27 protein-coding genes and 1 riboswitch are annotated in these 25,050 nt (G+C 61.2%); of the genes, 12 read left to right on the top strand and 15 right to left on the bottom strand.

Annotation, left to right across the window (positions count from 1 at the left end):
• Positions 1–30 precede the first annotated feature (30 nt).
• The 3 genes from ACO08A_RS04425 to ACO08A_RS04415 all read right to left on the bottom strand — a co-directional run bounded on the left by ACO08A_RS04425 (position 31) and on the right by ACO08A_RS04415 (position 2,869).
• Complete coding sequence (locus ACO08A_RS04425; protein ID WP_422040008.1) at positions 31–1,668, bottom strand: pyridoxamine 5'-phosphate oxidase family protein; 1,638 nt, start codon at positions 1,666–1,668, stop codon at positions 31–33.
• 67 nt (positions 1,669–1,735) lie between these two features.
• On the bottom strand, positions 1,736–2,362 hold the full coding sequence (locus ACO08A_RS04420) for a glutathione S-transferase family protein (RefSeq protein ID WP_422040007.1): 627 nt from the start codon (positions 2,360–2,362) through the stop codon (positions 1,736–1,738).
• A gap of 30 nt (positions 2,363–2,392) precedes the next feature.
• Positions 2,393–2,869 carry a DUF1348 family protein gene (locus tag ACO08A_RS04415; protein ID WP_422040006.1) on the bottom strand — a complete coding sequence of 159 codons (477 nt, stop codon included), beginning with the start codon at positions 2,867–2,869 and terminating at the stop codon, positions 2,393–2,395.
• A 133-nt stretch (positions 2,870–3,002) separates the two neighbouring features.
• Between ACO08A_RS04415 and ACO08A_RS04410 the strand changes: the two genes are divergently transcribed.
• Entirely contained in the window at positions 3,003–3,899 is an 897-nt protein-coding gene (locus ACO08A_RS04410) for a LysR substrate-binding domain-containing protein (RefSeq protein WP_422040005.1), read from the top strand.
• 34 nt (positions 3,900–3,933) lie between these two features.
• Here the strand turns inward: ACO08A_RS04410 and hisG are convergent, their stop codons facing one another.
• Genes hisG through hisS form a run of 3 tightly spaced genes read right to left on the bottom strand, consistent with a single transcriptional unit; the run spans position 3,934 to position 7,526 of the window.
• Positions 3,934–4,902, bottom strand: a complete 969-nt coding sequence (gene hisG / locus ACO08A_RS04405) for an ATP phosphoribosyltransferase (protein WP_422040004.1) — start codon at positions 4,900–4,902, stop codon at positions 3,934–3,936.
• On the bottom strand, positions 4,899–6,056 hold the full coding sequence (locus ACO08A_RS04400) for an ATP phosphoribosyltransferase regulatory subunit (RefSeq protein WP_422040003.1): 1,158 nt from the start codon (positions 6,054–6,056) through the stop codon (positions 4,899–4,901). Before ACO08A_RS04400 ends, hisG begins: the two co-directional genes overlap by 4 nt.
• 3 nt (positions 6,057–6,059) lie before the next feature.
• Positions 6,060–7,526 carry a histidine--tRNA ligase gene (hisS, locus tag ACO08A_RS04395; protein ID WP_422040002.1) on the bottom strand — a complete coding sequence of 489 codons (1,467 nt, stop codon included), beginning with the start codon at positions 7,524–7,526 and terminating at the stop codon, positions 6,060–6,062.
• A 363-nt stretch (positions 7,527–7,889) separates the two neighbouring features.
• Here hisS and ACO08A_RS04390 point away from each other — a divergent pair, with 363 nt between their 5' ends.
• The 4 genes from ACO08A_RS04390 (at position 7,890) to ACO08A_RS04375 (ending at position 12,373) form a co-directional block, all read left to right on the top strand.
• On the top strand, positions 7,890–9,050 hold the full coding sequence (locus ACO08A_RS04390; RefSeq protein WP_422040001.1) for a glycosyltransferase: 1,161 nt from the start codon (positions 7,890–7,892) through the stop codon (positions 9,048–9,050).
• 19 nt (positions 9,051–9,069) lie between these two features.
• Positions 9,070–10,560, top strand: coding sequence for an ArnT family glycosyltransferase (locus ACO08A_RS04385; protein WP_422040000.1), 1,491 nt, complete (start codon positions 9,070–9,072; stop codon positions 10,558–10,560).
• 104 nt (positions 10,561–10,664) lie between these two features.
• Complete coding sequence (locus tag ACO08A_RS04380) at positions 10,665–11,462, top strand: ChbG/HpnK family deacetylase (protein ID WP_422039999.1); 798 nt, start codon at positions 10,665–10,667, stop codon at positions 11,460–11,462.
• 221 nt (positions 11,463–11,683) lie between these two features.
• The gene (locus ACO08A_RS04375) at positions 11,684–12,373 is read left to right on the top strand and encodes a Crp/Fnr family transcriptional regulator (RefSeq protein WP_319385995.1); all 690 of its coding nucleotides are present in this window, start codon (positions 11,684–11,686) and stop codon (positions 12,371–12,373) included.
• A gap of 364 nt (positions 12,374–12,737) precedes the next feature.
• On the opposite strand, the gene ACO08A_RS04370 is transcribed toward ACO08A_RS04375, so the two are convergent.
• Positions 12,738–13,160: an RrF2 family transcriptional regulator gene (locus tag ACO08A_RS04370; RefSeq protein WP_422039998.1), complete on the bottom strand. Its 423-nt coding sequence runs from the start codon at positions 13,158–13,160 to the stop codon at positions 12,738–12,740.
• A gap of 97 nt (positions 13,161–13,257) precedes the next feature.
• Between ACO08A_RS04370 and ACO08A_RS04365 the strand changes: the two genes are divergently transcribed.
• The 3 genes from ACO08A_RS04365 to ACO08A_RS04355 all read left to right on the top strand — a co-directional run bounded on the left by ACO08A_RS04365 (position 13,258) and on the right by ACO08A_RS04355 (position 14,544).
• Positions 13,258–13,761: a group III truncated hemoglobin gene (locus ACO08A_RS04365; protein WP_422039997.1), complete on the top strand. Its 504-nt coding sequence runs from the start codon at positions 13,258–13,260 to the stop codon at positions 13,759–13,761.
• Complete coding sequence (locus ACO08A_RS04360) at positions 13,752–13,973, top strand: hypothetical protein (protein ID WP_422039996.1); 222 nt, start codon at positions 13,752–13,754, stop codon at positions 13,971–13,973. Before ACO08A_RS04365 ends, ACO08A_RS04360 begins: the two co-directional genes overlap by 10 nt.
• 232 nt (positions 13,974–14,205) lie before the next feature.
• Complete coding sequence (locus tag ACO08A_RS04355) at positions 14,206–14,544, top strand: acyl-CoA thioesterase (protein WP_422041709.1); 339 nt, start codon at positions 14,206–14,208, stop codon at positions 14,542–14,544.
• A 15-nt stretch (positions 14,545–14,559) separates the two neighbouring features.
• Here ACO08A_RS04355 and ACO08A_RS04350 read toward each other — a convergent pair whose 3' ends face one another.
• From ACO08A_RS04350 to ACO08A_RS04330, 5 genes are all read right to left on the bottom strand, one after another.
• Positions 14,560–14,847: a hypothetical protein gene (locus ACO08A_RS04350; RefSeq protein WP_422039995.1), complete on the bottom strand. Its 288-nt coding sequence runs from the start codon at positions 14,845–14,847 to the stop codon at positions 14,560–14,562.
• Positions 14,848–14,888: 41 nt separating this feature from the next.
• A riboswitch (SAM-I-IV-variant riboswitch) is annotated at positions 14,889–15,012 on the bottom strand.
• Positions 15,013–15,070: 58 nt separating this feature from the next.
• On the bottom strand, positions 15,071–15,793 hold the full coding sequence (locus ACO08A_RS04345) for an ABC transporter ATP-binding protein (RefSeq protein ID WP_422039994.1): 723 nt from the start codon (positions 15,791–15,793) through the stop codon (positions 15,071–15,073).
• Positions 15,790–17,025, bottom strand: coding sequence for an ABC transporter permease (locus ACO08A_RS04340; protein WP_422039993.1), 1,236 nt, complete (start codon positions 17,023–17,025; stop codon positions 15,790–15,792). The genes ACO08A_RS04345 and ACO08A_RS04340 overlap by 4 nt, the downstream gene beginning before the upstream one ends.
• Entirely contained in the window at positions 17,025–18,038 is a 1,014-nt protein-coding gene (locus ACO08A_RS04335) for an efflux RND transporter periplasmic adaptor subunit (RefSeq protein ID WP_422039992.1), read from the bottom strand. The genes ACO08A_RS04340 and ACO08A_RS04335 overlap by 1 nt, the downstream gene beginning before the upstream one ends.
• Positions 18,039–18,404: 366 nt before the next feature.
• A complete protein-coding gene (locus ACO08A_RS04330; RefSeq protein WP_319386003.1) occupies positions 18,405–18,617 on the bottom strand; it encodes a SlyX family protein in 213 nt (70 codons plus the stop codon).
• A gap of 167 nt (positions 18,618–18,784) precedes the next feature.
• Between ACO08A_RS04330 and ACO08A_RS04325 the strand changes: the two genes are divergently transcribed.
• On the top strand, positions 18,785–19,489 hold the full coding sequence (locus ACO08A_RS04325; protein ID WP_422039991.1) for a glutathione binding-like protein: 705 nt from the start codon (positions 18,785–18,787) through the stop codon (positions 19,487–19,489).
• A 50-nt stretch (positions 19,490–19,539) separates the two neighbouring features.
• Here ACO08A_RS04325 and ACO08A_RS04320 read toward each other — a convergent pair whose 3' ends face one another.
• Positions 19,540–20,481, bottom strand: coding sequence for a hypothetical protein (locus ACO08A_RS04320; protein WP_422039990.1), 942 nt, complete (start codon positions 20,479–20,481; stop codon positions 19,540–19,542).
• 118 nt (positions 20,482–20,599) lie between these two features.
• On the opposite strand from ACO08A_RS04320, the gene ACO08A_RS04315 reads away from it, so the two are divergent.
• Complete coding sequence (locus ACO08A_RS04315; protein WP_422039989.1) at positions 20,600–21,100, top strand: GNAT family N-acetyltransferase; 501 nt, start codon at positions 20,600–20,602, stop codon at positions 21,098–21,100.
• Between the two features lie 16 nt (positions 21,101–21,116).
• Here ACO08A_RS04315 and ACO08A_RS04310 read toward each other — a convergent pair whose 3' ends face one another.
• Positions 21,117–22,904, bottom strand: coding sequence for an HTTM domain-containing protein (locus tag ACO08A_RS04310; RefSeq protein WP_422039988.1), 1,788 nt, complete (start codon positions 22,902–22,904; stop codon positions 21,117–21,119).
• A 157-nt stretch (positions 22,905–23,061) separates the two neighbouring features.
• Here ACO08A_RS04310 and ACO08A_RS04305 point away from each other — a divergent pair, with 157 nt between their 5' ends.
• A complete protein-coding gene (locus tag ACO08A_RS04305; RefSeq protein WP_422039987.1) occupies positions 23,062–23,469 on the top strand; it encodes a hypothetical protein in 408 nt (135 codons plus the stop codon).
• Positions 23,470–23,488: 19 nt separating this feature from the next.
• Here the strand turns inward: ACO08A_RS04305 and ACO08A_RS04300 are convergent, their stop codons facing one another.
• Positions 23,489–24,355 (bottom strand): NUDIX domain-containing protein, encoded by an 867-nt coding sequence (locus tag ACO08A_RS04300; RefSeq protein WP_422039986.1) that lies wholly within the window; start codon positions 24,353–24,355, stop codon positions 23,489–23,491.
• 181 nt (positions 24,356–24,536) lie between these two features.
• On the opposite strand from ACO08A_RS04300, the gene ACO08A_RS04295 reads away from it, so the two are divergent.
• On the top strand, positions 24,537–25,046 hold the full coding sequence (locus ACO08A_RS04295) for an SRPBCC family protein (protein WP_422039985.1): 510 nt from the start codon (positions 24,537–24,539) through the stop codon (positions 25,044–25,046).
• Positions 25,047–25,050: the final 4 nt, after the last annotated feature.

Here is a 25,050-nt window from a genome sequence, read left to right as displayed (position 1 = left end):
TCGCTGGTGTTCCTGACCTGGGCGTTGCATTCATCCCGTCGGTCCGAATGTTTCGAAGTGAATGTGATCTTCAGGGACGCCGGCGGCTTCGAGCCCGTTGCGGATGTCCGACAGGAACGCAGCCGGGCCGCAAAGCATGTATCTGGCCTCGGGGCCGGCATTGAGCGCGAGCAGCCTCTCTGCAGTCACACGGCCCTTGCCGTCATAGTCCCGGTCGGGCAGATCGGTATCGTCCGGCTGGCTGTAATAGGTTTTCTGCCGAAGCTGGTCATTGGCGGCGACCAGCCGGTCGACTTCCGCGCGCAGCGCATGGTCACGGCCGTTGCGGGTGCCATGCACGTACCAGACAGGTCGTTTCTGCTGCAATGCGCTTGCATGCAGCATTGACAGCACCGGTGTCAGTCCGACGCCGGCGCTGACCAGCACCAGGGGGCAGTCGTCGCAGGGAATGACGAAGTCTCCCGACGGTTGGCGTGCCTCGATCAGGGCGCCGACCTGCAGGTGCTCATGCAGACGCCGCGATACGAGCCCCTGGTCCTCACGCTTGACGCTCAGCCGGTACCGCGTCGTGTCCGCCGGCGAACCTGACAGCGAATAGCTGCGCTTTGAAGGCTCGGCCTGCCCGGGAATGCGGATCTCGACCGGCAGATGCTGACCGGGTGCAAACGGCTCCAAAGGGCGTCCGTCGGCAGCTTCAAGGTAGAACGAGGTGATTGTCGGCGTTTCCTGAACGCGCTCCGCCAGCCGCAGGGGGCGCGAGAGGTGGTCCTGTTTCGTCCAGCGCAGTCCGACCGCGCCCGGACGATCGAGTACGGCATCGATCTCCACGTCGATGACGCGCCAGGCGTCCTGGTCCTGAGCGCCCTGCGGATCCCAGTCGATCGTGGCCCGCCCGGCAAGATGCAGCAGGCCGCCCGTTTCGAAGTCGACGAACAACAGACCGATCCGCGGGTTCGACAGGATGTTTCCGATCGTGTTGAAGAAGTTGTTCCCGGCGTAGTCGGGTATCCGCAGATGCGTGCCGTCCACCACCTTCACGAAGCCCGGCGCACCGCCGCGATGGGACGCGTCATAGCCGTTCGACGCGGCGCCGTCGTCGCCCTGATGGCCTGATCCGATGAACAGCGTGTCGGCGGATGTGATCCGTTTGATCTGATCTGCACTGAGGGATGTGCTGCGAACGGCCTCGACCGCCCCGGTCCTGGGAGCCCGCGACCAGGCACGTTCGTGGATGTATTGCGGGCAATTGCCGAAGGTCTGGCGGACATCGATGGTGTATCCGCCCGCACTGGTGCTCACCCGTCCGCTGAAGCGGTTGCGTCGGCGCGTGGCTAGCTCGATGCCCAGAACGCCGATATCGGCCCCTTCCCGGAAGGCTCCGGCAAGCGGATCGCTGGCTTCCAGTTCGGTTGCCAGCGTGATCCGGCGCGGATCGGGAGAGGCCGCGAAGCCGTCCGGCCCGTCGACGACGGTGATCCATGTGCGCCCCTCGAGATCGCCTCCGGCAACCACCAGAAACGGCTGAGACGTGTGGAACAGGCGATGCTGCTCGGGCAGGTAATCGCGGATGAAGCCGCCGGCCCATTTCGCCACGTCGCCGACGCCGGCGCGTGCCTGGGCTTCCAGTTCTCCGGAATGAAACGGGTTGTTCGCGGGTGACGTCAACATCTTGGTGTTCCTTTGTGGTGAGAACTGGCGCGCCGGAGAGGAGGGGCACCGGCGCGCCCGGTCGTGCCTAGACGAGTTCCGGGATCGGCGATTTTGCCATGCCGACGAAGCCGGTCTGGTTTTCAACCCGTTCCAGCCAGGCACGGATGTTTGGATAGGGCGCCAGGTCGACACCGCCCTCCGGCGCGTGGGCGATGTAGCTGTAGCCCGCGACGTCGGCGACGGTGATCTTGTCCGTTGCAAGCCAGTTACGATCGGCAAGATGCGCGTCCATGACCTTGAAGAGGTCATGCGCCTTGTTCACCGCGGCCTGATGATCGAGCGGCACGTTGAAGACCTTCACCAGGCGCGCAGCGCACGGGCCTGCATAGATGTTGTCGGCGGCAACGGTCAGCCAGCGCTGTACCTCGGCGGCTTCCTTGGGGTCGTCAGGCAGCCAGTCCGATCCCTTTGCGTAGGTCTTCACCAGGTAAATGAGAATGGCATTGCTGTCGGCGAGCGTGTAGCCGCCGTCATCAATCGCGGGCACCAGCCCGAACGGGCTGATTTTCAGGAAGTCGGGTGCCTTGTGCGCTCCGTTCGCCATGTCGAGATCGATCGCCTCGTAGGGAAGGCCGAGCAGGGACAGCATCAGTTCAACCCGGTGGCAGTGGCCGGACTTGGCATTTCTGTAAAGCTTGATTGGTGTGGTCATGGGATTGTCTTTCCTTGCTGGATTGGAGGTTCAGAAGCCGAATTCACTCAGGCCCGGGTGATCGTCCGGACGCCGGCCGAGCGGCCACCGGAATTTCCGTTCGTCCTCCCGGATCGGTTTTTCGTTGATGCTGGCATGGCGGTGGGCCATGAAGCCGTTCGCGTCGAACTCCCAGTTCTCGTTGCCATAGGCGCGGAACCAGTTGCCGCTGTCGTCGTGGTATTCATAGGCATAGCGCACCGCGATGCGGTTGCCGGAGAAGGCCCAGAGCTCCTTGATCAGCCGGTAGTCGAGTTCCTTGTCCCACTTGCGTGTCAGAAAGTCCGCGATCTCCTGCCGGCCGCGCGGAAACTCGGCTCTGTTCCGCCACAAGCTGTCGGGCGTATAGGCGAGCGCCACCTTGGCCGGATCGCGGGAGTTCCAGCCGTCTTCGGCAAGGCGGACCTTCTCACGCGCGGTTTCTGCCGTGAAAGGTGGCAGGGGATGTCGGGGGGCTTCATGTGTCATGCGGTCATCCAAACTGTCTGGGCCGAAACCCGGTGCCATTCGATGAGCCACATGTAGCGTCACTGCCGTCTTGAAAGAATAATGGAAATATGAAAGTTATTATTTCAGTTTCTGAAATGAACGGGAGGTCAGCTTGGACAGACTGCAGGCGCTGGACGTGTTCGTGGCTGTTGCCGAAGCGGAGAGTTTTGCCGGAGGCGCCCGGCAAATGAACATCAGTGCGCCCTCGGCCACGCGCGCGGTCAACGAACTGGAGGAGCGCCTGGGGGCGCGCCTGTTCACGCGCACCACGCGCGTGGTGCGGCTTACGGATGTCGGCCGGACCTATCTGGAAGAAGTGCGAGGAATTCTTGCGGATCTGAGCGCGGCGAACGAGGCGGTGTCTGGCGCGGTCGGGCGGCCCCGGGGGTATCTGCGGGTCACGTCGCCGGTCGAGTTCGGACGCATCTATGTGGCACCGATCGTCGCGGAATATCTCGACCGGTTTCCCGGTGTCTCCGCAAGCATGCTGATGGTCGACCGGATCGTGAACCTGGCCGAGGAGGGCCTGGATGTCGGCGTGCGGATCGGTCCGCTGTCGGCATCGGGTCTCATGGCGGTCAAGGTCGGCACCGTGCGCCGCGTGGTTTGCGGATCGCCGGACTATTTCAGGGAACACGGCGTGCCGCAGTCACCGGAGGACGTGACGGGTCACAAGATCGTCGCCGCCGCCACGGTTACACCGAGCAACGAATGGCGTTTCGGCAAGGCGCAGGACAGGGTCGTCAAGGTCTTTCCGAGGCTGTCCGTCACCAGTGTCGCGACCGCAACCTCTCTGGCGCGGTCCGGCTGGGGGCTGACACGGGCGCTGTCCTACCAGGTCGGGCCGGACCTGCAGTCCGGTACCTTGCAGACCGTGCTGGAGGAATATGAGCCGGAGCCCTTGCCGGTTCATCTCGTGCACTACGAGGGCCGCCGCGTCTCGGTGAAGGTGCGCAGTTTCCTGGACCTGGCGCGTGACCGGCTCCGACAGTCGACGGTGCTGAACTGAACGCTGTCAGGCGGTCCGGAGCGGTCCGGCCGCCTCACCCGCCGACCTTCTGCTTCAGGGGCGCAAAAAGCGGGTTTTCACGGGAGAAGACATAGTCCAGCGTTTCGACCGTGACCGTGTCCGCACCTTCCTCGATCAGGAGCTTGGCGCATTCCGCCACCGAGTCGCTTGGGCACAGCACGTTGACCCGGTTGGGGCTGTCGCTCTCCGAAAACCTCTGGATCGCACCGACCCTGCTGACCGAGCGCAGCGCCTGGGTCCGGTCATCGACCACCGCCTTGACCAGCTTGACGTTCCTGGCCGCCTCTTCCGCCGCCACCCGGTCAAGGATGGATCGAGCGCCGTCAAGCGCGATCTCCGTCCAGTCCGCGTTGAGGGACGCAACGAGGTTGGCCTGGCTTTTCAGCATCACGCCATCGGCGAGGATTTTCAGATTGTTGGCGTGGAGGGTCGATCCCGTCGTGGTGATGTCGACGATGAGTTCGGCGGCACCGGCAGCGGGAGCGCCTTCCGTTGCCCCGGCGCTTTCGACGATCCGGTAATCGGCGATCCCGTGGCGCGCGAAGAAGCTCCGTGTGAGATTGACATATTTGGTGGCAACGCGCAGGCGGCGGCCGTGGCGGCCGCGAAAGTCGGAAGCGACATCACCGAGATCGGACATGGTTTCCACGTCGATCCAGGCTTTCGGAACCGCGACGACGACATCGGCCGGGCCGAAGCCGAGCGGCGTGACGACATGGACCGTTGCCGCCGGATCCGCGATGTTTTCCTCGACCAGATCAAGACCGGTGACGCCGAAATGAACCGAGCCTTCGGCAAGCTCCCGCGCGATTTCCGATGCGGACAGGAAAGCGATCTCGACGCTGGGCAATCCCTTGATCGCTCCGCGATAGTTTCTTGCGCCGCCCGGCTGGAGAACCTGCAGTCCCGCCCGTCCGAAGAAGGCGTGGGTGTTTTCCTGAAGGCGGCCCTTGGAGGGAATGGCGATGATCAGCTTGCTCATGAGTCCGTCCCGGTATGCGCGGCGATGCGGTCGAGCCACATGGAAAACCCGATTCCCGGCACGTTGGCACCGGCGCCCAGAAGCGTGAGCAACCTGTCATAGCGCCCGCCGCCGACCAGCGGTCCGCTCGTTTCGCCGGTTGCTGAATGGATCTCGAACACGAAGCCCGAGTAATAGTCGAGACGCCGGCCGAACTCCGCGGCAAATGACAGGCTGGAGGGTGCAATGCCCTTGGCGTCCAGCGCAGCGAGACGGTGTTCGAATGCCGCGATGGGGTCCGCCAGATCAAGACCATGCGTCGAGCTGAACGCGCGAAGGGATGGAACCGCCTCGGCACCGTCCGCCTTCAGGGCAAGGTAGGCGCGCAGCGAGGCGGCCGCCATTTCGTGCCCCCGCCCGGCGCTGGCCAGGGCCGCCTGTTCGAGGAACCGGTCGGCAATTTCACTTGGCGTCCGTCCGCCGACGGCGGAAATGCCGGCAATCGACAGGAGGTCCTCGACAACGGCATGTGCCGCTTCGGGATCTGCGCCTTCGAGCGCGGAAAGGAAACCGAGCCGGACATCCCGGCTGTCATCGTCGGTGCTGCTGCCTCCCGCCATGCGATCAATCGCTGCCATCAGCTTGTCGGTTTCTCCGAAGAGATCGCGCAGCCGCCGCTGCCAGACGCTCGGCAGGCCCAGGCCGGCGAGAACGGCTGCGAACAGGGTTTCATCACCGATCCGGATGTGGGTGTTCGAGACGCCGAAGGCATCCAGCGCGCGCACGGAAAGCGCAAGAAGATCCGCGTCCGCCTGTGCGGTATCCGTACGTCCCAGGCTTTCCGCACCCAGTTGCGGGATCTCGCCGAGCCCGTCCGGGCGTTGGCGGAAAACCGGTCCGTTGTAGCAATAGGCCGCCGGAAGGTTTGCGCCACCGGAAGCGACATGCTGACGGCACACCGGAATGGTGAAGTCCGGCCGCAGGCAAAGATCGGTGCCATCGCTGCCCTGGGTAAGGTAGAGACGCCGCCGGATATCCTCGCCCGTCAGGTCGAGAAAGACATCTGCCGGCTGCAGGATGGGCGGATTGACGAATGCATGGCCCGCATCCTTGAAAAGCGTCAGAACCGCTTCGATCCTGGCCGGGTCCAGCCCGGATGTTGGAGCCGCCGTCATGTTTCAGCCCTCGCTCTGACGCCTGCGGTCGTCTGCCTGACCGTCCAGAATGCTGCGCACGGTCTCGATCAGGTCCGTTTCCCTGATCGTGATCTGCGCCGGACGGCTTTCGCGCCAGGTGATGTTGTCGGTGATTTCGGCAGACAGGCGCTTGCCCTCGATCAGGTCCTTGACCTGAAGTTCACCTGTATCGCGCTCGTCCGATCCCTGAATGATGGCGACAGGGCAATTGCGCCGGTCGGCATATTTCAGCTGGTTGCCGAACTTCTTCCAGTTGCCCTGGTACATTTCCGCCCGGATCCCGGCGTTGCGCAAGTCCTGAACCATTTTCTGGTAGCGCCCGAGCGCCTGGACATCGCCGTCCATCACCGTGACCAGAACCGGTGCGACGACGTCCGACGTGTCGAGCTTGCCGAGGTTCTTCAGGGCCGTCATCAGCCGCGAGACGCCGATCGAAAAGCCCGTCGCCGGAACGTCGCGTCCGGTGAAACGCTTGACCAGACCGTCATAGCGCCCGCCGCCGCCGACGGACCCGAACTGGACGACGTCGCCCTTTTCGTTGGTGACGTCGAACAGAAACTCGGCCTCGTAGACGGGCCCCGTGTAATATTCGAGGCCACGCACCACGGAAGGGTCTATCTTGATCCGGTCGTCGCCATATCCGCAGGCCTCGAACATGGCCGCCATCGTGTTCAGTTCCGTGATGCCCTCGTTTTCCAGCGATCCGGTGCCGGAAACGAAGTCCGCGATCGTGTCGATGGCGGACGTGTCGAGACCCGCACCCTTGGTGAAGTCGCCGCTGTCATCCTTGCGGCCCTCGCCGAGCAGGAGACGGACGCCTTCAATTCCGAACTTGTCAAGCTTGTCGATCGCGCGCAGCACCGTCAGTCGGCGCTCGCCGTTTTCCTCGCCGCCAAGACCGATGCTTTCCAGCACACCGTCGAGAACCTTCCGGTTGTTGACCCGGATAACGTACTGGCCGCGCGCGATGCCGAGCGCCTCCATCGTGTCGGCCATCATCATGCACATTTCCGCATCCGCCTGCACGCCGGGTGCGCCGACCGTGTCGGCATCGAACTGCATGAACTGCCGGAACCGGCCCGGTCCGGGCTTCTCGTTCCGGAACACCCAGCCGGCGCGGTAGGTGCGGTAGGGCAGCTGGATGTCGTTGATGTTTTCCGAGACATGACGGGCCAGCGGCGCGGTCAGGTCGTAGCGCAGGCTCATCCATTGCTCGTCATCGTCCTGCACGGAGAACACCCCGGCATTCGGCCGGTCGGTGTCCGGCAGGAATTTGCCGAGGCAGTCGGTGTATTCGAAGGCGGGCGTTTCGACCGGGTCGAATCCGTATTGCTCGTAGACCGCGCGGATCTTGCCGATCATTTCATCCGTTGCCCGGATGTCGTCGGCAGAGCGGTCGACAAAGCCCCGCGGCAGGCGGGCCTTCAGTTTGTTCGGTTTTTTGGCCATGAAGTCGTCAGATCCCGGCGAGTTCCAGGCCGGCGGCAGACAAAAGCGGACACCGACCTTAAATAAGTTGCGGTTGTCCTAGACGAAACGGCAGGTGAGGGCAAGACGCAGCCATGCCCGATGGGCAGATCGGAAAGCTCGAAGTTTTCGCCGCAGCCATGATTGCATCACACTTGCCCGTCAAAAGGCGGTCAAACGCGCAGGACCTCTGCAAACAGGCGTGGAAAGTCGGGCTGCCGCCGGGATGCGTCATCTCTTTGCTTGTATTTAACGCTTGCCGGGCTATGGTCCGCGCAAATTCTGAAAGATGCGAAGCCCTCACGGTCCAAACGCTGGAAACCGGACGGGCCACAAGGTTGAAACATGGACAGCGCAGCCAGTATTGCACACGGCACGGAGGAAGCGGGCTGGGACGACACCCGGCAGGCGTCCGGTGCGCGGGTTGCCGAGCTCAGCGTTGTCCTGCCCAGCTTCAACGAGGCCGGAAACATTCCGCCCCTGATTGAACTGCTCGACAAGGCGCTTGCCGGGATCGCTTGGGAGGCCATCGTCGTTGACGACAATTCGCCCGATGGCACGACGGAGGTGGCGCGTGGTCTGGCGGCCACTGATCCGCGGGTCAGGGTCATCCGCCGCATTGGCCGCAGGGGACTATCCGGGGCCTGCATCGAAGGCATCCTGTCGTCGTCCGCGCCTTTCGTCGCGGTCATGGACGCCGATCTGCAGCATGACGAAACGTTGCTGCCGGCGATGCTGCAGGAAATCAAGGCGGACGGGACGGATCTCGTCGTGGCAAGCCGGAAGGTCGAGGGCGGAACGGTCGGTGAGGGGCTTTCCAAGATACGCGCCTGGGGCTCGAATATCGCCAATGGCCTGGCGCAAAAGCTGCTGAACGTCACTTTGACTGACCCGATGAGCGGGTATTTCATGGTGCGGCGGGAAAAGGCGGAGGCTCTGGCGCCGCGCCTGTCGCCGCAGGGTTTCAAGATCCTGCTCGATCTCGTTTCCAGCGCAAACGGCTCGCTGAAAATCAAGGAACTTCCGTTCACGTTCCGCGAGCGCCAGCACGGTGAAAGCAAGCTCGATACCTTGGTGACGCTGGACTATTTCGGTCTCCTGCTGGCCAAGTATTTCGGCGACATCGTCTCCGTCCGGTTCCTGATGTTCGGACTGGTCGGTGCCAGCGGGCTGTTCGTGCATCTTGTCGCGCTGCGGTTCTTTCTGCTGGGCGGGATGGAGTTCAATCTTGCGCAGACAGCGGCGTCCTTCGTTGCCATGACGTCCAACTTCTTCCTGAACAATCAGCTGACTTATCGGGACCGCCGCCTGCGCGGCTTCCGGGCGCTGATCGGTTTGGTGACCTTCTATGCGGTCTGTTCGGTCGGCGTGCTTGCGAATGTTGGGGTCGCGAACCTGATCTATGCGGATCCGGCCTATTGGTGGGTTGCGGGCACCGCCGGTGCTGTCATGGGAGCGGTTTGGAATTATGCCGCCAGCTCGGCACTGACCTGGCGGCGTTCCTGAAGAGCGGACTGAAACACGCGTGTCACAGACTTCGGATCTGCCGTTCTGGCTTCGGCCAACCGGACTTGTCGTCATTGTCGGCCTCCTGACGGCGCTGAAGGTTTTCGCGGCGGCCAATGCGTATATTGTCGAGGATGAAGCCTATTACCGGATCTGGGGCCTGTATCCGGCGCTGAGTTACTACGACCACCCGCCGATGATCGGATGGTGGATCACCGCCGGACAGGTGCTTTTCGGCGACACCGTATTCGGCCTGCGCGCAATCGTCGTCTTCTCCGGCGTGATCGGTTCCCTTGCGCTTTGGCGCACGGCGGCGATCCTTTTCGATGCGCGCACCGCCGGCTGGGCCGTTCTCTTTCTCAACACCAGCCTGATGATCGGGATCGGCGGCATTCTGGCGACACCGGATGCACCGTCCGTAGTGTTCTGGGGTCTGACATTCTGGGCCTTGGCCGAACTGAACGTATCGAAAAACCCGAACTGGTGGCTGGTGGTCGGATTGATGGCCGGCCTCGGTCTTCTCTCCAAGTACTCGCTCTTGTTTCTGGGCGCGGGGATCGTGCTCTGGCTCCTGTGGGTTCCGGACGCCAGGCGCTGGTGGACCTCCTGGCAGCTCTGGGCAGGCGGCGCGCTCGCGCTCTTGTGTTTCTCGCCGGTGCTCTACTGGAACCACGCCCACGAGTGGGTAAGCTTCTACAAGCAGTTCGGCCGCGCCGGCAGCAGCGGATACACGGCAAAATACATCTTCGAGTTTCTGGGTGCGCTTGTCGGGCTTTTGAACCCGCTGATCGCGCTTCTGGCGGCGGGCGGTGCGGCGATGCTGTTCAGGGCTTTCCGGGCGCGGGACGGCGCGGCGTCCCTGGTTCTGCTGACCACGCTGCCCTTTTTGGCATACCTTCTCTATCACGCGCTCCATTCGCGTGTTCAGGCCAATTGGCCAGCGCCGCTCTTTCCGGCATTCGCCATCATGGCCGGCGTCTTCGTTACCTCCCTGCGCGCAGACCAGGCACTCTGGCGCAGGGTCGCGATTGCGGGCGTCGCCGTCGGTGTGCTCACCGCTGTCGTGGTCCAGGTCCATGCCGTCCACCCGGTCACGGGGCAACTTGCCCGCAAGGACCCGACCTTCCAGTTGCGCGGCTGGGATAAGATCGGTGCGGCCTTGGCGGAACTCGCCGAGCAGGAACAGGCCGCTTTCATGCTGACCACCAGCTACGGCCTCAACGGTCAGGCCGACTATCTGATGAAGGATCGGTTGCCCGTCTATCAGACGACGGAGCGGATCCGCTACATCATGATGCCGGATCCCGACGAACGGCTTTTCGCAAGGCCGGGCCTCTACATCACCGAAAAACGCCGCAACAGGGCAGGTGACCTCGAACGCGCGTTCGAAACGGTCAAGGAACTGGCCGTTCTGGAGCGCAAGGTGGAGGGCGTGCCGCTGGAAGAGCTTGTCGTTTACAAGGTGGAGGGTCTGAAAGGCCCGGTCTTTGAGCCGTTTTCGGTCAGGTGATCCCGAAAAACGGGCCTGTCCGCCGGAGTTGAGGCTTGCATTGACTTCACGAATGCCGCAGGGAAAGAGAACTTTCCGACTCACACGGCCGCCCGTCAGACTTCATGAAGCGAATTACACTCGGTGCACTGGATTATGGTCTCGCCTTCGGCGTTGATCGCGCATTGCGCGACCTTGCCGAGAACGGGCGGTTGAGCGCCGTTGGTGCGCTCGTGACGACCGAGCTCTGGCCGCGCGAATTCCGGCCGCTTCAGGAAGTGGCGGAAAAGGTCGGGCAGCAGACGCTTTTCGGAATCACGCTTGCCTTCAGCGGCGACAGGGTCATGCCGGTCAGCTCGCGCATGCAGGAGATATACGGCGGGCGGATGTTCACTCGCGAGAAGTTGAACAGGCGCGCCTTCTTCCGGCTTCTGCCGGACGAACTGCTGATGGATGAAGCGATTGCCCAATTGGCGCGGTACAGCGTGCTGATGCAAAGACCGCCCGATTTCGTGGCTGTGCGCGAGGGTCTCCTTGCGCGAACATCCCTGGCACGCATCATCTTCAAGGCCGTGGAACGCTCGGATTTCGAGAAACCGCCCCTGGTGATTTCGCCGCTGCAATCGGGTCTGAAGACCCTGCGCCTGGCGCGGCTTGCGAAAAGCCACGGACTGCCGGTTCTGCCCAGCTCGGAACCGCTGCCGCCAACCGCGGATTCCGAGGAATTACAACAGCTTTTGCTCAATCATTTCGATGGCATGAGCGACCGGAGCTTCGTCGCTGCCATTCCCGGAAAGTCGGATGACCGGCTGATGCGTGAGGAGCCGCGGAAAAAAATCGCCGTGCGCGAGTGTCAGTACGAAGTCCTGAGAAGCGACCGTTTTTTTCAGACCCTCGACCGCAAGAACATTTTTCTGCGCTGAGAAACGCCCGACTTCCTGCGGTTTTTTTACCGTTTGAACGAAAAAACGGCTCTGCGGGGAACAGAGCCGTTTTTCGTGGAGGTCAGGAAGGGGGGAGGGGCGGCCCCGCTTCCATGACTCTGATATAGGTATTTTTTTCTTGAACGCACGTGATGGAAATCACAGGATTGCGCGTGGCCTTAAATTTTTTGTGTCGTGAAGATCCTTGGCAGGGGGTGGGTGTGGCAGAAATAAAAGACTTCTTGAAGAACAGCTTTTCCCTGGAAGGGCTGGAGCCGGAGCTTGCTGTCGGACTGTCCCGTCTCGCCAGACCGATGAAGCTGGCGGCCGGTACGATTCTTTTCGAGAACGGGGATCCTGGCAACGGTTGCTACGCCGTTCTGGAAGGCTCGTTGAAGGTGTCCCTTCTGTCCGTGGAAGGTGACGAGCAGCTTCTGGCAGTTCTGGGGCCGGGCGATCTGGTCGGCGAGCTGGCGCTTCTCGACGGCCGTCCGCGTTCGGCCACGGTCAGTGCCCTGAAGGAAGCAAATCTTGCCTTTATCGACAAGGCGGCTTTCCAGCGCTTTTCCGATGATCATCCGGCTGTCTACCGCCACATGCTGTCAATTGTCGGCAAGCGCCTGCGGCATGCCAATGACGTTCTGGCGGCGAGATCCTTCCTGCCACTGCCCGGACGGGTTGCCCAGACGCTGCTGCAGCTGTCCGAGACTTTCGGCAAGAAGCTGGACGACGGCCGGACGCTCATTCACTACAAGCTCAGCCAGGCGGACATTGCCAACATGGCCGGCGCGGCGCGTGAAAATGTCAGCCGCGTTCTCAACGACTGGAAGCGCTCCGGCACGATCAGCCGGATCTCCGGCTATTATTGCCTGGAAGACATGGACTTCCTGGAGCAGGCTTCAACGCTGTAACGACACCGAGCAGCAGGATACGGCGCTGGCGCTGGTCTCGCCTTGTAGAAAAGCGGACACGCCGCCTGGAACTTTTTCACTGCTGTCTGAATTGGAAAACACTGTCGAACAAAAGCCGTTCGGAAGGCGGTATAGTTCCATCCGGTGTCGAGCCGGGACATAGAATTGTTTCCCGGGTTTGTCGTCCCGGTTTGCTGCGAAAGCGGCAAGATGGGGAACCAGTATCCTTTGTGGTCGGAGACAAAAATGAGAATCCAGTGATGACTGGGTGGTCTTTCGCTGCGTTTCGGCCGAAATGACAAGATCATTGACGGGTGATCGCATCACAAGATTCTTATCGCGTTAATCCGAACATTATTGGTGCCTATTCAGGCGCAACGACCCGCTGTGTTCCAGCCAATATCGTCGCCAGCGTCTGCGTGTTCAGACTGTCGAGAAAGGCCTCCGCGGCATGTGCCATGGCGCCCTTCAGCGCACAGCGCGGCAGGAATGCGCAACTGGCGGCCTCGGGCTTGAGGCAGGCGACGACGCCGAGGTCCGGTTCGATCAGCCGGACCACATCACCGAGCCGGATCTCCTCCGGCGACCGGCCGAGACGGATGCCGCCGCCGCGGCCGCGTGTGGTTTCCAGATATCCGGCCCGTGCGAGCTGGGCGACGATTTTCATGACATGTGATTTTGCCAACCCGAGCTTTTTGCTCAGGCCGTCGACGGTTTGCGGGCTGTCCGTCTGACCGGTTGCCATCAGGATTCTCAAGGCAAAATCGCTGGCCTGACTGAGGCGCATGGCAGGGTCCTAAAAAACATTCATCTGAGATGTTGATTTTAGTGTGTGTTCGTGTCATTTAAAAGATGCATCTAAAATGAATGTTATGGAGGTTTCGATGGAAGCCCACGGTTTGAATGCCGAGAAGTACAGGCTGCGGCTGCGCCCGGACGACAGGACAGGCGATCGCCTGCGCCGCTACGAGGCCGTCGACGAACAGGCCATTCAGGTGATGGTGCACACGTTTTACGGCTGCATTCGTGAACATCCGCGTCTCGGTCTCATTTTCAACGGACGCCTGGACGGCAAGTGGGATGAGCATCTGCCGAAGATGGAAGCCTTCTGGCAATCCGTTCTCTTGAAGAACGGGGCATACAAGGGCAAGCCTGTTCCGGCGCATCTGAAGCTCAAGGAAGTGGTCAGTTCCGACTATGGCGAGTGGCTGTCCGTCTTCCGCCCGGTCGTGCGTGAACTGTTCGTGCCCGAACTGGCCGATGAGATCGTAGCGGTCGCGGAACGGATCGCGCAAAGCCTCTGGCTGGCCACGTTCGGCCATGCCGGGTCCTCACCACCTCCGAATCTCACCTCGCAACAATCACAATGGAGTGGATCATGCTGGTAGCGATTGTTCTTGTTGCCGAAATCCTTGTCGTCGTTTGGTTCGCAATTTTCTCGCTCATGCTTCTGTCCATGTATCTGGACTCCCGGCAGATGCCGGTGCCGAAGATCGACGTCGCCGGACGCACGCTGATCGGCAGCGCGAAACTCGCCTTTGTCACGGGGCTCGTGGCGCTCGGCGCACTGACCGTCTTCGAGTTGCCGGTCTTAGGTTAAAAGGAAAACAAAATGACCTTGTCCAAACTCATGCCGCGCGGCCTGCCCATTTTGCTGATCTGGGTCGCAGCACCGCTTCCCCTGTGGATCATGGCAATTCTGATGCTGGTGATCTGACAGGAAACCCTTGTGATCTGTCCGGCTGCCGTTAGTCTTTTCCCGACAGAGAACGGAGGGGTGCGGCGTGAGCGACGAAACTGACAAACCCAGCGGTGAGCTGACGCTGCGAACCATGGCCATGCCGGCAGACACCAACGCGGCGGGCGACATTTTCGGCGGCTGGGTGCTCTCCCAGATGGACCTGGCAGGGGGCATTGCCGCCGGTCAGCGCGCATCTGCCCGGGTCGTCACCATTGCCGTCGACGGCATGAAGTTCATCAGGCCGGTCCATGTCGGGGATGTTCTTTGCGTCTACACGGATATCATGCGGGTCGGAAACACGTCCATGGAAATCAAGCTGGAGGCCTGGGCCCTGCGCCATCGCTTCGGTATCCGCGAGAAGGTGACCGAAGCGCAGTTCACCTTTGTCTGCGTGGATGACAACGGGCGCCCGATACCGGTGCCGAAATAGGCCGCCGCCCGTCCTTCAGCTCCGGCGGTTCAGGATATCGGCGAAAAGATCCTCGTCGACGGCACAGGTACACCCGTTCGCCCACAGCCTGAGCAGATCTTTCAGGCGGGTGACGCGCTGCTCCTGTGACAGCGGCGCCTTGTGCCGCGGCAGGCCGCCAAGCACACGCAGGCTCCGGATGCGCATCATCACGCAGTTCTCGGCAGCTTGCTGCCACACGGCCAGATCGGCGTGCGACGCATGCGCCGCCAGGTGATCTTCAATGAGAACTGCCGCGCGTCCCGCGATAGGCTCCTGATACAAAAAATCCTCCATCGGTTTCCCGAGGAGGACTGGCGCATGCAATCAAACCGATTCGTTGCCGAATGGCCTCTTTGAGGTTCCAGACGACCGCATCCCTGTTGCGGAAACCACCTTGCCCGGTCTGGCAGGTTGGCGAGGGCGCCAGCCCTTCTCTTGATGATGGCGCGGTTATGACATGAGACAGCGGCCTTGGCAAGCCGGACAGAAAAAGTTGATATGCCCGTCAGGACTGGATCCGGTCATAGTCGACCCGGCCATCGACAAGATGAACCCGGCGTTGCATGCGCGCGGCAAGATCCATGTCGTGCGTCACCGCGACCACCGTCGTCTTTTGCGTTTCCACGATGGCCTGAAGGCTCTCGAACACCTGCTCGGTTGACGCGGAATCGAGACTGCCGGTCGGTTCGTCCGCCAGGATCAGGTCGGGGGCATTCGCGAGCGCGCGCGCAACGGCGACCCGCTGCCGCTGTCCGCCCGACAGCTGCGCCGGCCGGCGATGCAGAAAGTCTTCCAGTCCGAGATCCACGAGCAGCCCTGTCGCGTGCTCGAGCTGGTCCTTTGCGGAAAGACGTCCGAGTTTCTGCATCGGGATCAGGATGTTCTCCAGGGCCGTGAACTCCGGCAGGAGAAAGTGGAACTGAAACACGAAACCGATCTTCTCAAGGCGCATCGACGCCATTTCGCCCGAGGTGAGATCCGCCGTGGGGCAGCCTTCGATCAGCACTTCGCCGGATGTCGGCCTGTCGAGCAGGCCAAGCAGGTAGAGCAGCGACGACTTCCCGGAGCCGGACGGGCCGGTGATGGCAACAAACTCCGACGTCCCGACGCTGAAATCAATATCCTCAACCAGGGTGGCCGGAACAATTGCGGGCAGAATGCGGGTGAGGCTGCGGGTCTGGAGAAGCGGCTCGGCACCGGGTGCCGCCTGAGGCCGGGCTGCGCTCATGTCGCCCCCCGGATGATGTCGACGGGATTGAGTTTTGCGGCTTTTCTGGCCGGGATGAGCCCCGCTATTCCGGACGAGAACAACGCGAGAAGGCAGGCAAGGACATAGTGCACATACGAAAAGTGGATCGGCAGCCGGGTCATCTCGATGTCGGTCGTGACCTCGAACTTGACCGTGGCGAGATAACTTGAAAGCCCGAAGCCGAGCAGGCACCCGGCCATCGCCCCGAGAATGCCGATCACCAGTCCCTCGAGAACGAAGATCTGCTGGATGTCGGTTTCGGGAAAACCGAGAGACTTCAGGATTGCAATGTCCCGGGCCTTTTCATGCACGATCGTGGACACGATGTTGAAGATACCGAAGCCGGCAACCACGAGGATGGCGCCGACAACCGTGTACATGATCGCATTGCGCACGACGAAGGCTTCCATGAGACCTTCATTGGCCTCTTCCCAGGAAACGGCCTTGTAGCCCAGCTGACGCTCGGCACGTGCCGCGATCTCGGTCGCGTCGTTGATGTCGGCAAGCCTGACCGAAATGCTGTTGATGATGTCCGGTTTTTCCAGGAGGATCTGCACCGCCTTGAGAGGCGCATAGGCTAGGCCCTCGTCGCTTGTCGTGATGCCCGTGTGGAACAGCCCGACGATCTTGAAGCGTTTCGCGAGACCGTTTGCCGATGTCAGCGTCACCGTATCGCCGAGTTCGGCGCCGAGACGCTCCGCGGCCTTGCGGCCGAGCACCAGGCCGTTCGCGGTCGAATCGAGCGCTTCGAAACTGCCGGTCCGCATGTCATCCCGGATCTTGGAAACCTTCAGTTCGCGCTTCGGCACCACGCCAACCAGCGTGATACCTATATCCTGTCCGCTGTAGCGCAGCACGGATTGCCCGCTCAGCCGTTGGGCGAAGTCGCCCTCGACCCACTCGCGCAGCGAGGCGATCGCCTCGGTCGGATTGCGGATGCCGCGCAAGTCTTCCAGGGGCCGGAGACCGTGGAAGGCAACCGCGTCGTAGATGGCGGTCGCGGGCTGTTCGGCCGGATTGCGTTTCTCGTCCAGAATTTCGACATGCGGAATGGCTTCTATCAGGGTCGTCATGAAATCTCGTTGCGAGCCTTCCATGAGACTGGCCATGGCGACCGAAAAGCCGACACCCAGCGCAACGCCAAGCGTGGAAACAATGGTTTGCCGCAGTCGGTTGCGGACATGCGTCGATGCGATCCGGAGAAGCAGCACTACCTGGCTCCTTCGGCGTTCGGGCTGACCTTGTCTCCTTCCGATAGATCTTCCAGGAACGGGAAAACAATCTGGTCTTGTTCGCTGACACCTTCCAGCACCTCGACCGTTCTCGTGCCGCGAATGCCGGTCTTGACGTCCACGCGTGAAATCCGGTTTTTCTCTTTCAGCATCTGCAGGACCGATCCGTCAAAGGCTGCGAGCGGCAGCAGCAGGGCATCGTCCTTTTCGCGGGTGACAATGTTGATTTCCGTGGTCATTCCGATCCGCAGCAGCGTGTCGCGGGGAAGCTCGAGATAGACACGGTAGTTCTTGAGAACGGGATCGCCTTTCGGGGTGATGCTTGCGACCGTTGCCGTGAGCATCTCGTCCGGGAATGCATCGGAGCGGATGAGCGCCTTGTGGCCTTTGCGGACTTTCGGAATGTCCTCTTCGTTCACTTCCGCAACCAGCTGCAGGGGCAGGGGCTGCCCGATCCAGAACAGGATTTCGCCAGGTTCCGCGACTTCGCCGACGGATCCGTCCTGACGCAGGACGACACCGTCCATGGGCGCGGTAATCAGGTAGTCCCGGAGCCGTTCCTTCTGGGCCGCGATCATGGCGTTGATGCGGATCACCTCGTTCTGCGCCTTGTCGTAGACCTGCTGGCTGACGACACGCCGGTCGAGCAGCTGCAGGGCGCGCTCCCGGTCTGATTGCGCAAGCTCGCGGCGCGCTTCCAGCTCCGCGAGCGTCGCGCGGGCATCGCCGCTGTCAAGCTCCGCGAGCTGGTCGCCCTGGCGGACCTCCGCGCCCTCGCAGCCGCAGAGCGAAATGATGCGCTCGCGAATGATGCTCGTGACCTTCGCCCACCGGACCGGCTCCACCACTGCGGTGGCATAAACGACTTCGGCGGCACTCCCCCGGTGAGGCCGGATAACGTTGACCTCCGGCGGACGGCTGGCCCACCAGTATGCGGCCGCGATCACGGCAGCGAGCAGGGAAAGCAGAACTGGATAGCGAAGTGAACGCATGTGGCATCCGTGTGTGTTGTCACGACGTGAGTCGCTTCAATCCGAAACACGCTCCGGCGATTGCCGCCAGGGGAGGCATGTTTCAGGATCATCACACTAGGGTCTGCCATTACCGCGTCCATGTCATGGATCAATTCCGACCCATTGCGGCCCGGTTTACCTGGAAACGGGTCTTGCGAGGCGATCCCGGGTGAATGGACTTGTCATTCCGGGAAGGCCGGAAACCAGAAACCAATGGTTCCTCCGTCTCCTTTCTACCTCTGGCCGCAGGGAATTCTGAGTCCCGGTCTTGCCGCTCGAACGGCAAACCGGGATGACACACCCGGGAAACGATTCCGAACAATGGCTCGCCTTCGCGGCTTCTATTCAGTAATGCGGTGGTTTCTCGACATGATGGGCGGGAAGAACCTGCTCCGCCAGCTCCTCCACCTGGTCGGTCATCTTGTCCACCAGGCGTGTCAGGCGATCGATCTGCTTGCCCTGTTCCACGACCACGCCGTTGAGATCCTCGATCGTGCGGCCGGCATGCGCCAGGTCGATTTCAAGCTGCTCGATCCGTGCTTCATGATCTGTTGGCATGGAACATCCCCTGTCTTGTGTCGGGCGCCGGTGATACAGGCCGAAACGGGTCCCGAAAACAAATTTATTCATCGTAACATGCCGATGGGTTTAATCGCGCTGCGTGAGTGCTATATGAGCAACGGGATCCCCGCGCCACCTGCAGGGGCACAACGAAAGAGATTTTCATGACCGCCTTGTCCGATTTCCCGATCACAAAGAGATGGCCAGCCCAGCACCCGGAGCGCCTCCAGCTCTATTCGCTGCCGACGCCGAACGGGATCAAGGTCTCGGCAATGCTCGAGGAAACCGGCTTGCCCTACGAGCCCCACAAGGTCGACTTCGGCACGAACGATCAGCTTACTCCGGAATTCCTGTCGCTCAATCCCAACAACAAGATCCCCGCGATCATCGATCCGGACGGTCCCGGCGGCAAACCGCTCGCACTCTGGGAATCCGGTGCGATTCTGATCTACCTGGCAGAAAAGACCGGGAAACTCATCCCCTCCGATCCGGGCGAGAAATATGAGGCGATCCAGTGGGTGATGTGGCAGATGGGCGGTTTCGGCCCGATGACCGGGCAGCTCGGCTTCTTTCACAAGTTCGCGGGCCGCGAATATGAAGACCGCCGTCCGTTCGAACGCTACCGCGACGAGGTCAAGCGCCTCTTGAACGTGCTCGACCGGCAGCTTGACGGTCGTGACTACATCATGGGCGATCAGTTCACGATCGCCGATATCACCTCATGGCCCTGGGCGCGCAACATCAACGGATTTTACGAGGCGGCCGACGTCGTCGGCTACCATGATTTCAAGAACGTCGTCCGGTGGGTCGACACCTGCCTGGCGCGTCCTGCCAGCCAGAAGGCGATCAACATTCCAGCCCGGGACTAGGGTCCGTACCTTAGGGTGTCGAGACCGGGCGCGCTCTGCGCGCCTGGCCGTCAATCCGGTTCGCCCGCAAGGACCGCGTCAAAATCGAGATCATAAGGCAGCTCCGTGTTCAGGTGATGCCAGGCTTTGTCCACCTTGGTATGCGGCACTTTCAGCCTTGAATTCATCCCGCCGAACCAGTCGATATCGCCGATATACTGGGCGCAGTTGTTGAAACCCGTGGGGAACGCTGTCACGGCGCCGACTGTGACAACACGTGTCTGTCTGGCTCTTTCCAGCGCAGCTTCGTCATCACCAAGGGCAAGCGCGTTCATTGCATAGGCAATCGAAAGACAACCCTTGCTGTGCCCGGCGACCGAGACCACGTTGCGCTCAGGCTCCCGCAACAGCCTCAGCAGCGTCTGCGTGTCCGACTGGTACGCATTGCCTCCAAGTCGTGGTGCTGCAGTGGTCGTCAGGGGTTTGTCAGCGGGCGCGGTGGAACCCGGAATATTGAAGAACCGCTGGTAGGTGTCCAGCATGCGGTTCGCGGCACCCAGTACAAACCAGCCACCCAGGGCTTCGGTCATCAGATCGGCTATCCCGTAGCCCGCGACAATCGCGCCGACCGGTGTGTCGTAGCGGTTGGCAACCGAACGGGCAAAGGCTGCTGCACCGATATCGGAGCTGCCGACGCCCGCAATCACGAAGCGCTGCAGAAGTTCGCCCGGCGCCGCACGAAACGAAGCGAAATCCTCAAACTTGCGCACTGCGTCCTTCCGCGTCCGGTCGGACGGTGACACGACAAGAATGCTGCCCTCGTCATTTCGTTGCGAAAGCAGCATCGCCAGTTCGTCCTCCGACAGGTTGGACGTGTTGTAAAAGAGTCGGTCCAACAGCGCGTTGCGGTTGTTGATGACATCGAAAAAATTTGTCGGTATCCGTCGGTACCGCAAATCATCGAACAGTTTCAGAACATCGCCGGCGGGTGCTGTGGCAGTAGCGTCGGTCATGGGAAAGCATCCTTTTGCTATGCTTGGTATTCTACAACCGACAGATGAAGCTTATAGGACGAATTTGATGCAGGGTTGCTGAAAAGGGCGGCAATTGCACCTTGGGAAAGGCTGAAAAATGGACTTTCGCTACGCCGCTTTGACGCGGGAGAATGCGCAACAGTGGCAGAGCCTGCGCCTTGAAGGTACTCGTGACTTTCCGGTCGGGTTTCTGGTGACGGAACAAGAAGCTGCAACGACAAGCCTTGAGCGCGCAGCCGATATTCTTGCGTCCGGGACAACACGCGGTGTTTTTTCAGGCAAGGTTCTCACCGGGTTTTGCGGGTTCCGCCGTTCGCAACTTGAGCGCCTGCGTCATCGAGCGGAGCTCGGACCGTTTTTCGTTACGGCGCGTTTTCAGGGTAGCGGTGCCGCCGATGTCCTGATGTCGGGAGTAATCGAGGAAGCACGGACAGGAGGTGTCGAGCAGTTGGAACTGTTCGTCGATACCGAAAATGTCCGGGCAATCCGGTTCTACCAGCGCTTCGGCTTTGCGCAGGCAGCAAGGTTTATCGACAGTGTGCGGATTGATGGCCGCTCGCATGACGATGACTTTATGACGCTGAGGATCTCGGGCTGAACGCGTTTGATCGCGTCTAGCCAAAACAGTCATGGTTCCAGACCTGCCGCGTCTCGACCGTCTTGCGGTCGCCCGGAGAAGGCGTTCGCTCGATCTGGAAATAGATGACGAAGTTGGAAAGCGCGGCCACGTTCGCCACGCTGTCCGGCCAGCTCCGGCAAAGGTAACGGGCATAGTTGAGCGACAGGACCTGGGGTTCGTCTTCATAGGACTGGTCCTCGAGATTGGACAGGAACTTGCGCCACCGGTAATTCGCATAACGCTGCGAAACGATCTCCGGCTTTTCGAAATCGCCCAGTCCGGTCCTGCCGTTGTAAACGTCCGCCATCGTCCCGTCCGCAAGTTCACCTTCGATCACCGGCCAGGGGCTCGTCATTTCCGGATAGGGCGCAAACATGGTCCAGTTCTGGTAAAGCCCGAGCGCCTGTCGTACGCCGACGAACTGTGCGGGCAGCGTCAGGCCGCTTGCCGGAATGGTCGATATGTTCTGTACGGTAACGAACACGAAGGCGGCTGCTGCAAGCATCTGCGTGACGGCACCGAAGCGCGGTGGCCGGTCACGCCACGGCAGCGCGAATGCCGTCACGCGCGAGAACGAGGACCGGTTGCGCCCGACCCAGTCATAAAACCGGTCACCGGGTTTCCGGAAGACCTTGAGGCCCAGAAGCGTCCCGAGCGGAAACAAGACCGGCGAGATCGCGACCAGCCTGCTCAGCGCGTCGAACTTGAAGTGGCGATCGTTTCCGATGGTCAGTACCCAGGAATTGCGCGCTTCGAGCTCGGCTCCGATCTCCGCATCGTCCTGCGCGGGCCGGACGGGCGTTGCGGGAAGGAACAGAAACACCTTCAGGATCTGGCACGTCTTCTCGCAGAAATCGCAGCCGCGATCGAACCAGATGGCGACGGGCCTGTCCGCGCGCGCAGGCAGGAGGCGCGCGAGCCTGTCCCACATCCAGCCCGGCATGAAGGTCAGATTCATGATGATCGAGATGAACGGAAAGAAGCCGATCTCAAGGAAGAGCGCGAACGACAGATGCATGGTGATGAAGGCCAGCATCAGCACCGTTCGGAATGTGCGGTGAAACAGCGGTGAAAATATCAGGATCGGGCCGACCAGTTCCAGGAGGTAGACGTAAAAGGTCAATCCCGTCAGGAGACCTTCGAACTGCCGGAACCAGAGCGCGAACGGAGTGACCAGGTAATCGAGCTGCAGCGCGTAGTAGACGGCAGTCCCGTCCTGCGTCCAGATAGGGTGCGTCTTCAACAGCGCGCTGAAGAAATACATCGACATGCCCTGAAGCAGCAGGGCGGCGGTTGCGATCGTGCAATAGGTATTTCCGGTGAAGACAGGCCGCCGCGACAAGGCGGCATCGATCGAATAGCGCGCGCCAAGCGGCAGAAACATGGCCCAGAACAGCAGCATCAGTGCAAGATTGTCCTCGCCGGACAGGATGAACGTGTTCCTGTTTTGCAGCGACAAAAGCAGCGCCCAGGAAATTACGGTCATCAGGCGGGTGCGCCAGCCGAGCATGAGCGCAAGGGCGGCAAGTCCGGCCACGATGAACAGCAGGGCCTGGAACCAGGCTGATCCGTTTGCCAGGTGGAACGACCACGTGGTGGCATACAGATGCTCTATCTGTACGCTGCGCGGCATCACACCGGCGTCTGTGTAGTGGGCGACGAGGTCGCGTGTGCGCATGAAAAGATCGATCAGGATCCACAGGCTCAGAAGGACGCGAAACAGCGCCAGCGTACGAAGATCTATTCCGAAAATCGTCCTGATGGATGCCAGTCTAACCGCCAAGAGACACACCGCTTCTGGGCATGTCGAGACATGCCTGGATCTTGAAACACGGCAAAAAATACCGAAGTTTCGTAAAGATTTGGATTAGGGTCCGTACCCTAAGGCGTTCGCGGGAAACAACGGCGTTTCTGTTGAAAATCATATTGAAGGAGCAAGGATGCGGGCAATCAGTCGAACACGTGGCGGCCTTGTCCGGTTTGTCGCCGTGGCACTTATCTCAGTGATCTTTGCCACCGCTGCCGTTGCCAGGAACAACGGAACGGGTCCGTTCTATGCCTTCGAGACCCTATACTATGAAAACCTGACCAGGCGCGAAATCACTAGGGTCCAGCAACGCTTGCGTCTCGACGAGCCGGCTGCGGCGATTGTTGCAACCAGTCTTCAGGAAGATGGCTGGTCCAACGAACCCATGCTCGAAAGTCCGGTCTCGATCCGCGACGGCGCGCTCAACACGGCTGCCCCCTCTAACGGGGAATGGCTGGAAGCCGCAGGCACAGGCGTTCTTGCCACGACCGTCAGCATGGCGATCTTCTGTCTCGGAGGCGTACGATTCGACTGGGCGTGAAGGACGATCCGGGTCGTCGCTAAACAAGCGGAATGAATTCCTTGAAGGCGGTCTCGTTCAGAAGCACCGCTGCTTCTTCAGCGGATACCCAGCGCCGGTTCCGGTGATTTTCCTCCCACTCGTCATCCGGCAGTACGCGGCTGACCTCCATGGCATAGACGGCGACATTGCAGGACGCACCCCACTTCACGTAGCTGTAAGAGCCAAGAGGCTCATCGCCGGTCGAGCCTTCCACACCGGCTTCCTCGCGGGCTTCGATCATGGCCGACCGTGCCGGGCTCAAACCGGGTTCGACAATTCCCTTTGGAACGACCCAGTTGCGGCCGCTGCTGGACCCTATGATCAGAACTTCCGTGCCCGCCTTCGTTCTTCGAAAGGGAATGACCGCCGATTGGGTGTAGTAGTAGGCTGGCCGTGGTCTGCGCTCGGGTCCGTCCGGAGACGGATAGGGAAACAGCTCCGGCAGATCCCGTGGGTCGACGCATTCGCGCAAATTGGCGCGGCCCCCCCGGGTTTCGACAATCAAAAGCCCGCCGGAACGGGTAACAATCTCAAGTGCCAAACGGGTCGCCAAGGCCTTGATACGTTTCGGGGCGGCAACGAGGAGCACACGGTTTTCGGCCGAAACCGGGGGGAGGCGCCCGTCGGACAGGTCTTTCGAAGCTTTTATTCCACCCGCCGTCCAACCAGCGGCCTTCAGAGCTTTTTCCGCCGTTACCTTCGCGCGGTTCGCAGGTTCGGTAAAGACGGCATCCGGGCGCAGGCCGTTCCGGCCGAGCCAGCAACCGATTTTCTGTGCCTGCCGCTTGCCTTTCGTACGCAGCGGGCAAGCGGTCTTTGCGCCCGTCCACGTCTTGTCACGCGCACCGGCGCATAACAGCAGCATTTCCATATCCGTATCCTGGCAGCCTGTCATGCATGGATGGTACCGGGTCACCGCAGCCGTGTCATGACCACCGAAATCGGCCGGGCTTGAAAAAAAATGCGGCAGATGTCCATCGGGCATCACCCCGTTCGTCATGTGAGTGAAGGCAATGTCGCCTTTGCTGATTTGACAGGAGATGGAAATGACGATCTGGACGATCCTCGCAGGTGGTGCGGGCGTGGTTGCACTGCTCGGTGCCGGGACGCTGTTGCTGCCGAAAAACGTGCATGTGGAGCGCCATGCCAAGATTGCCGCATCACCGGAAACCGTTCTGGAACTGGCGGCTTCGAACCACGGCTATCAGACATTCAACCCGTATCTGACCTCCGATCCGGAGCTTAAAATCAAACCCTTCGGACCGGATACGGGCTTGGGATCCGGATTTCACTTCGACGGCAAGGAAGGCAAGGGCACCCAGACCGTCGCCAAGGTGACGGAAACCAGCGTGCGTTATGACATCGACCTGGGCGCGATGGGCAAACCGGTGCAGGAAATCTCCGCGCAAGGCCTGCCCGACGGTACGAAAGTCACCTGGACCATGGATATGGACCTCGGCTTCAATCCGGTTGCCCGCGTGTTCGGCCTATTCCTGGACGGTATGGTGGGCAGGAGCTTCGAGCAGGGCCTTGACAACCTGGCGTCCGCCACCTGATCAG

The organism is Roseibium sp., assembly GCF_965232425.1.
Taxonomy (GTDB): domain Bacteria; phylum Pseudomonadota; class Alphaproteobacteria; order Rhizobiales; family Stappiaceae; genus Roseibium.
The sequence above is the reverse complement of the archived record's forward strand: the minus strand, read 5'-3'. Positions and strand labels throughout refer to the sequence as shown.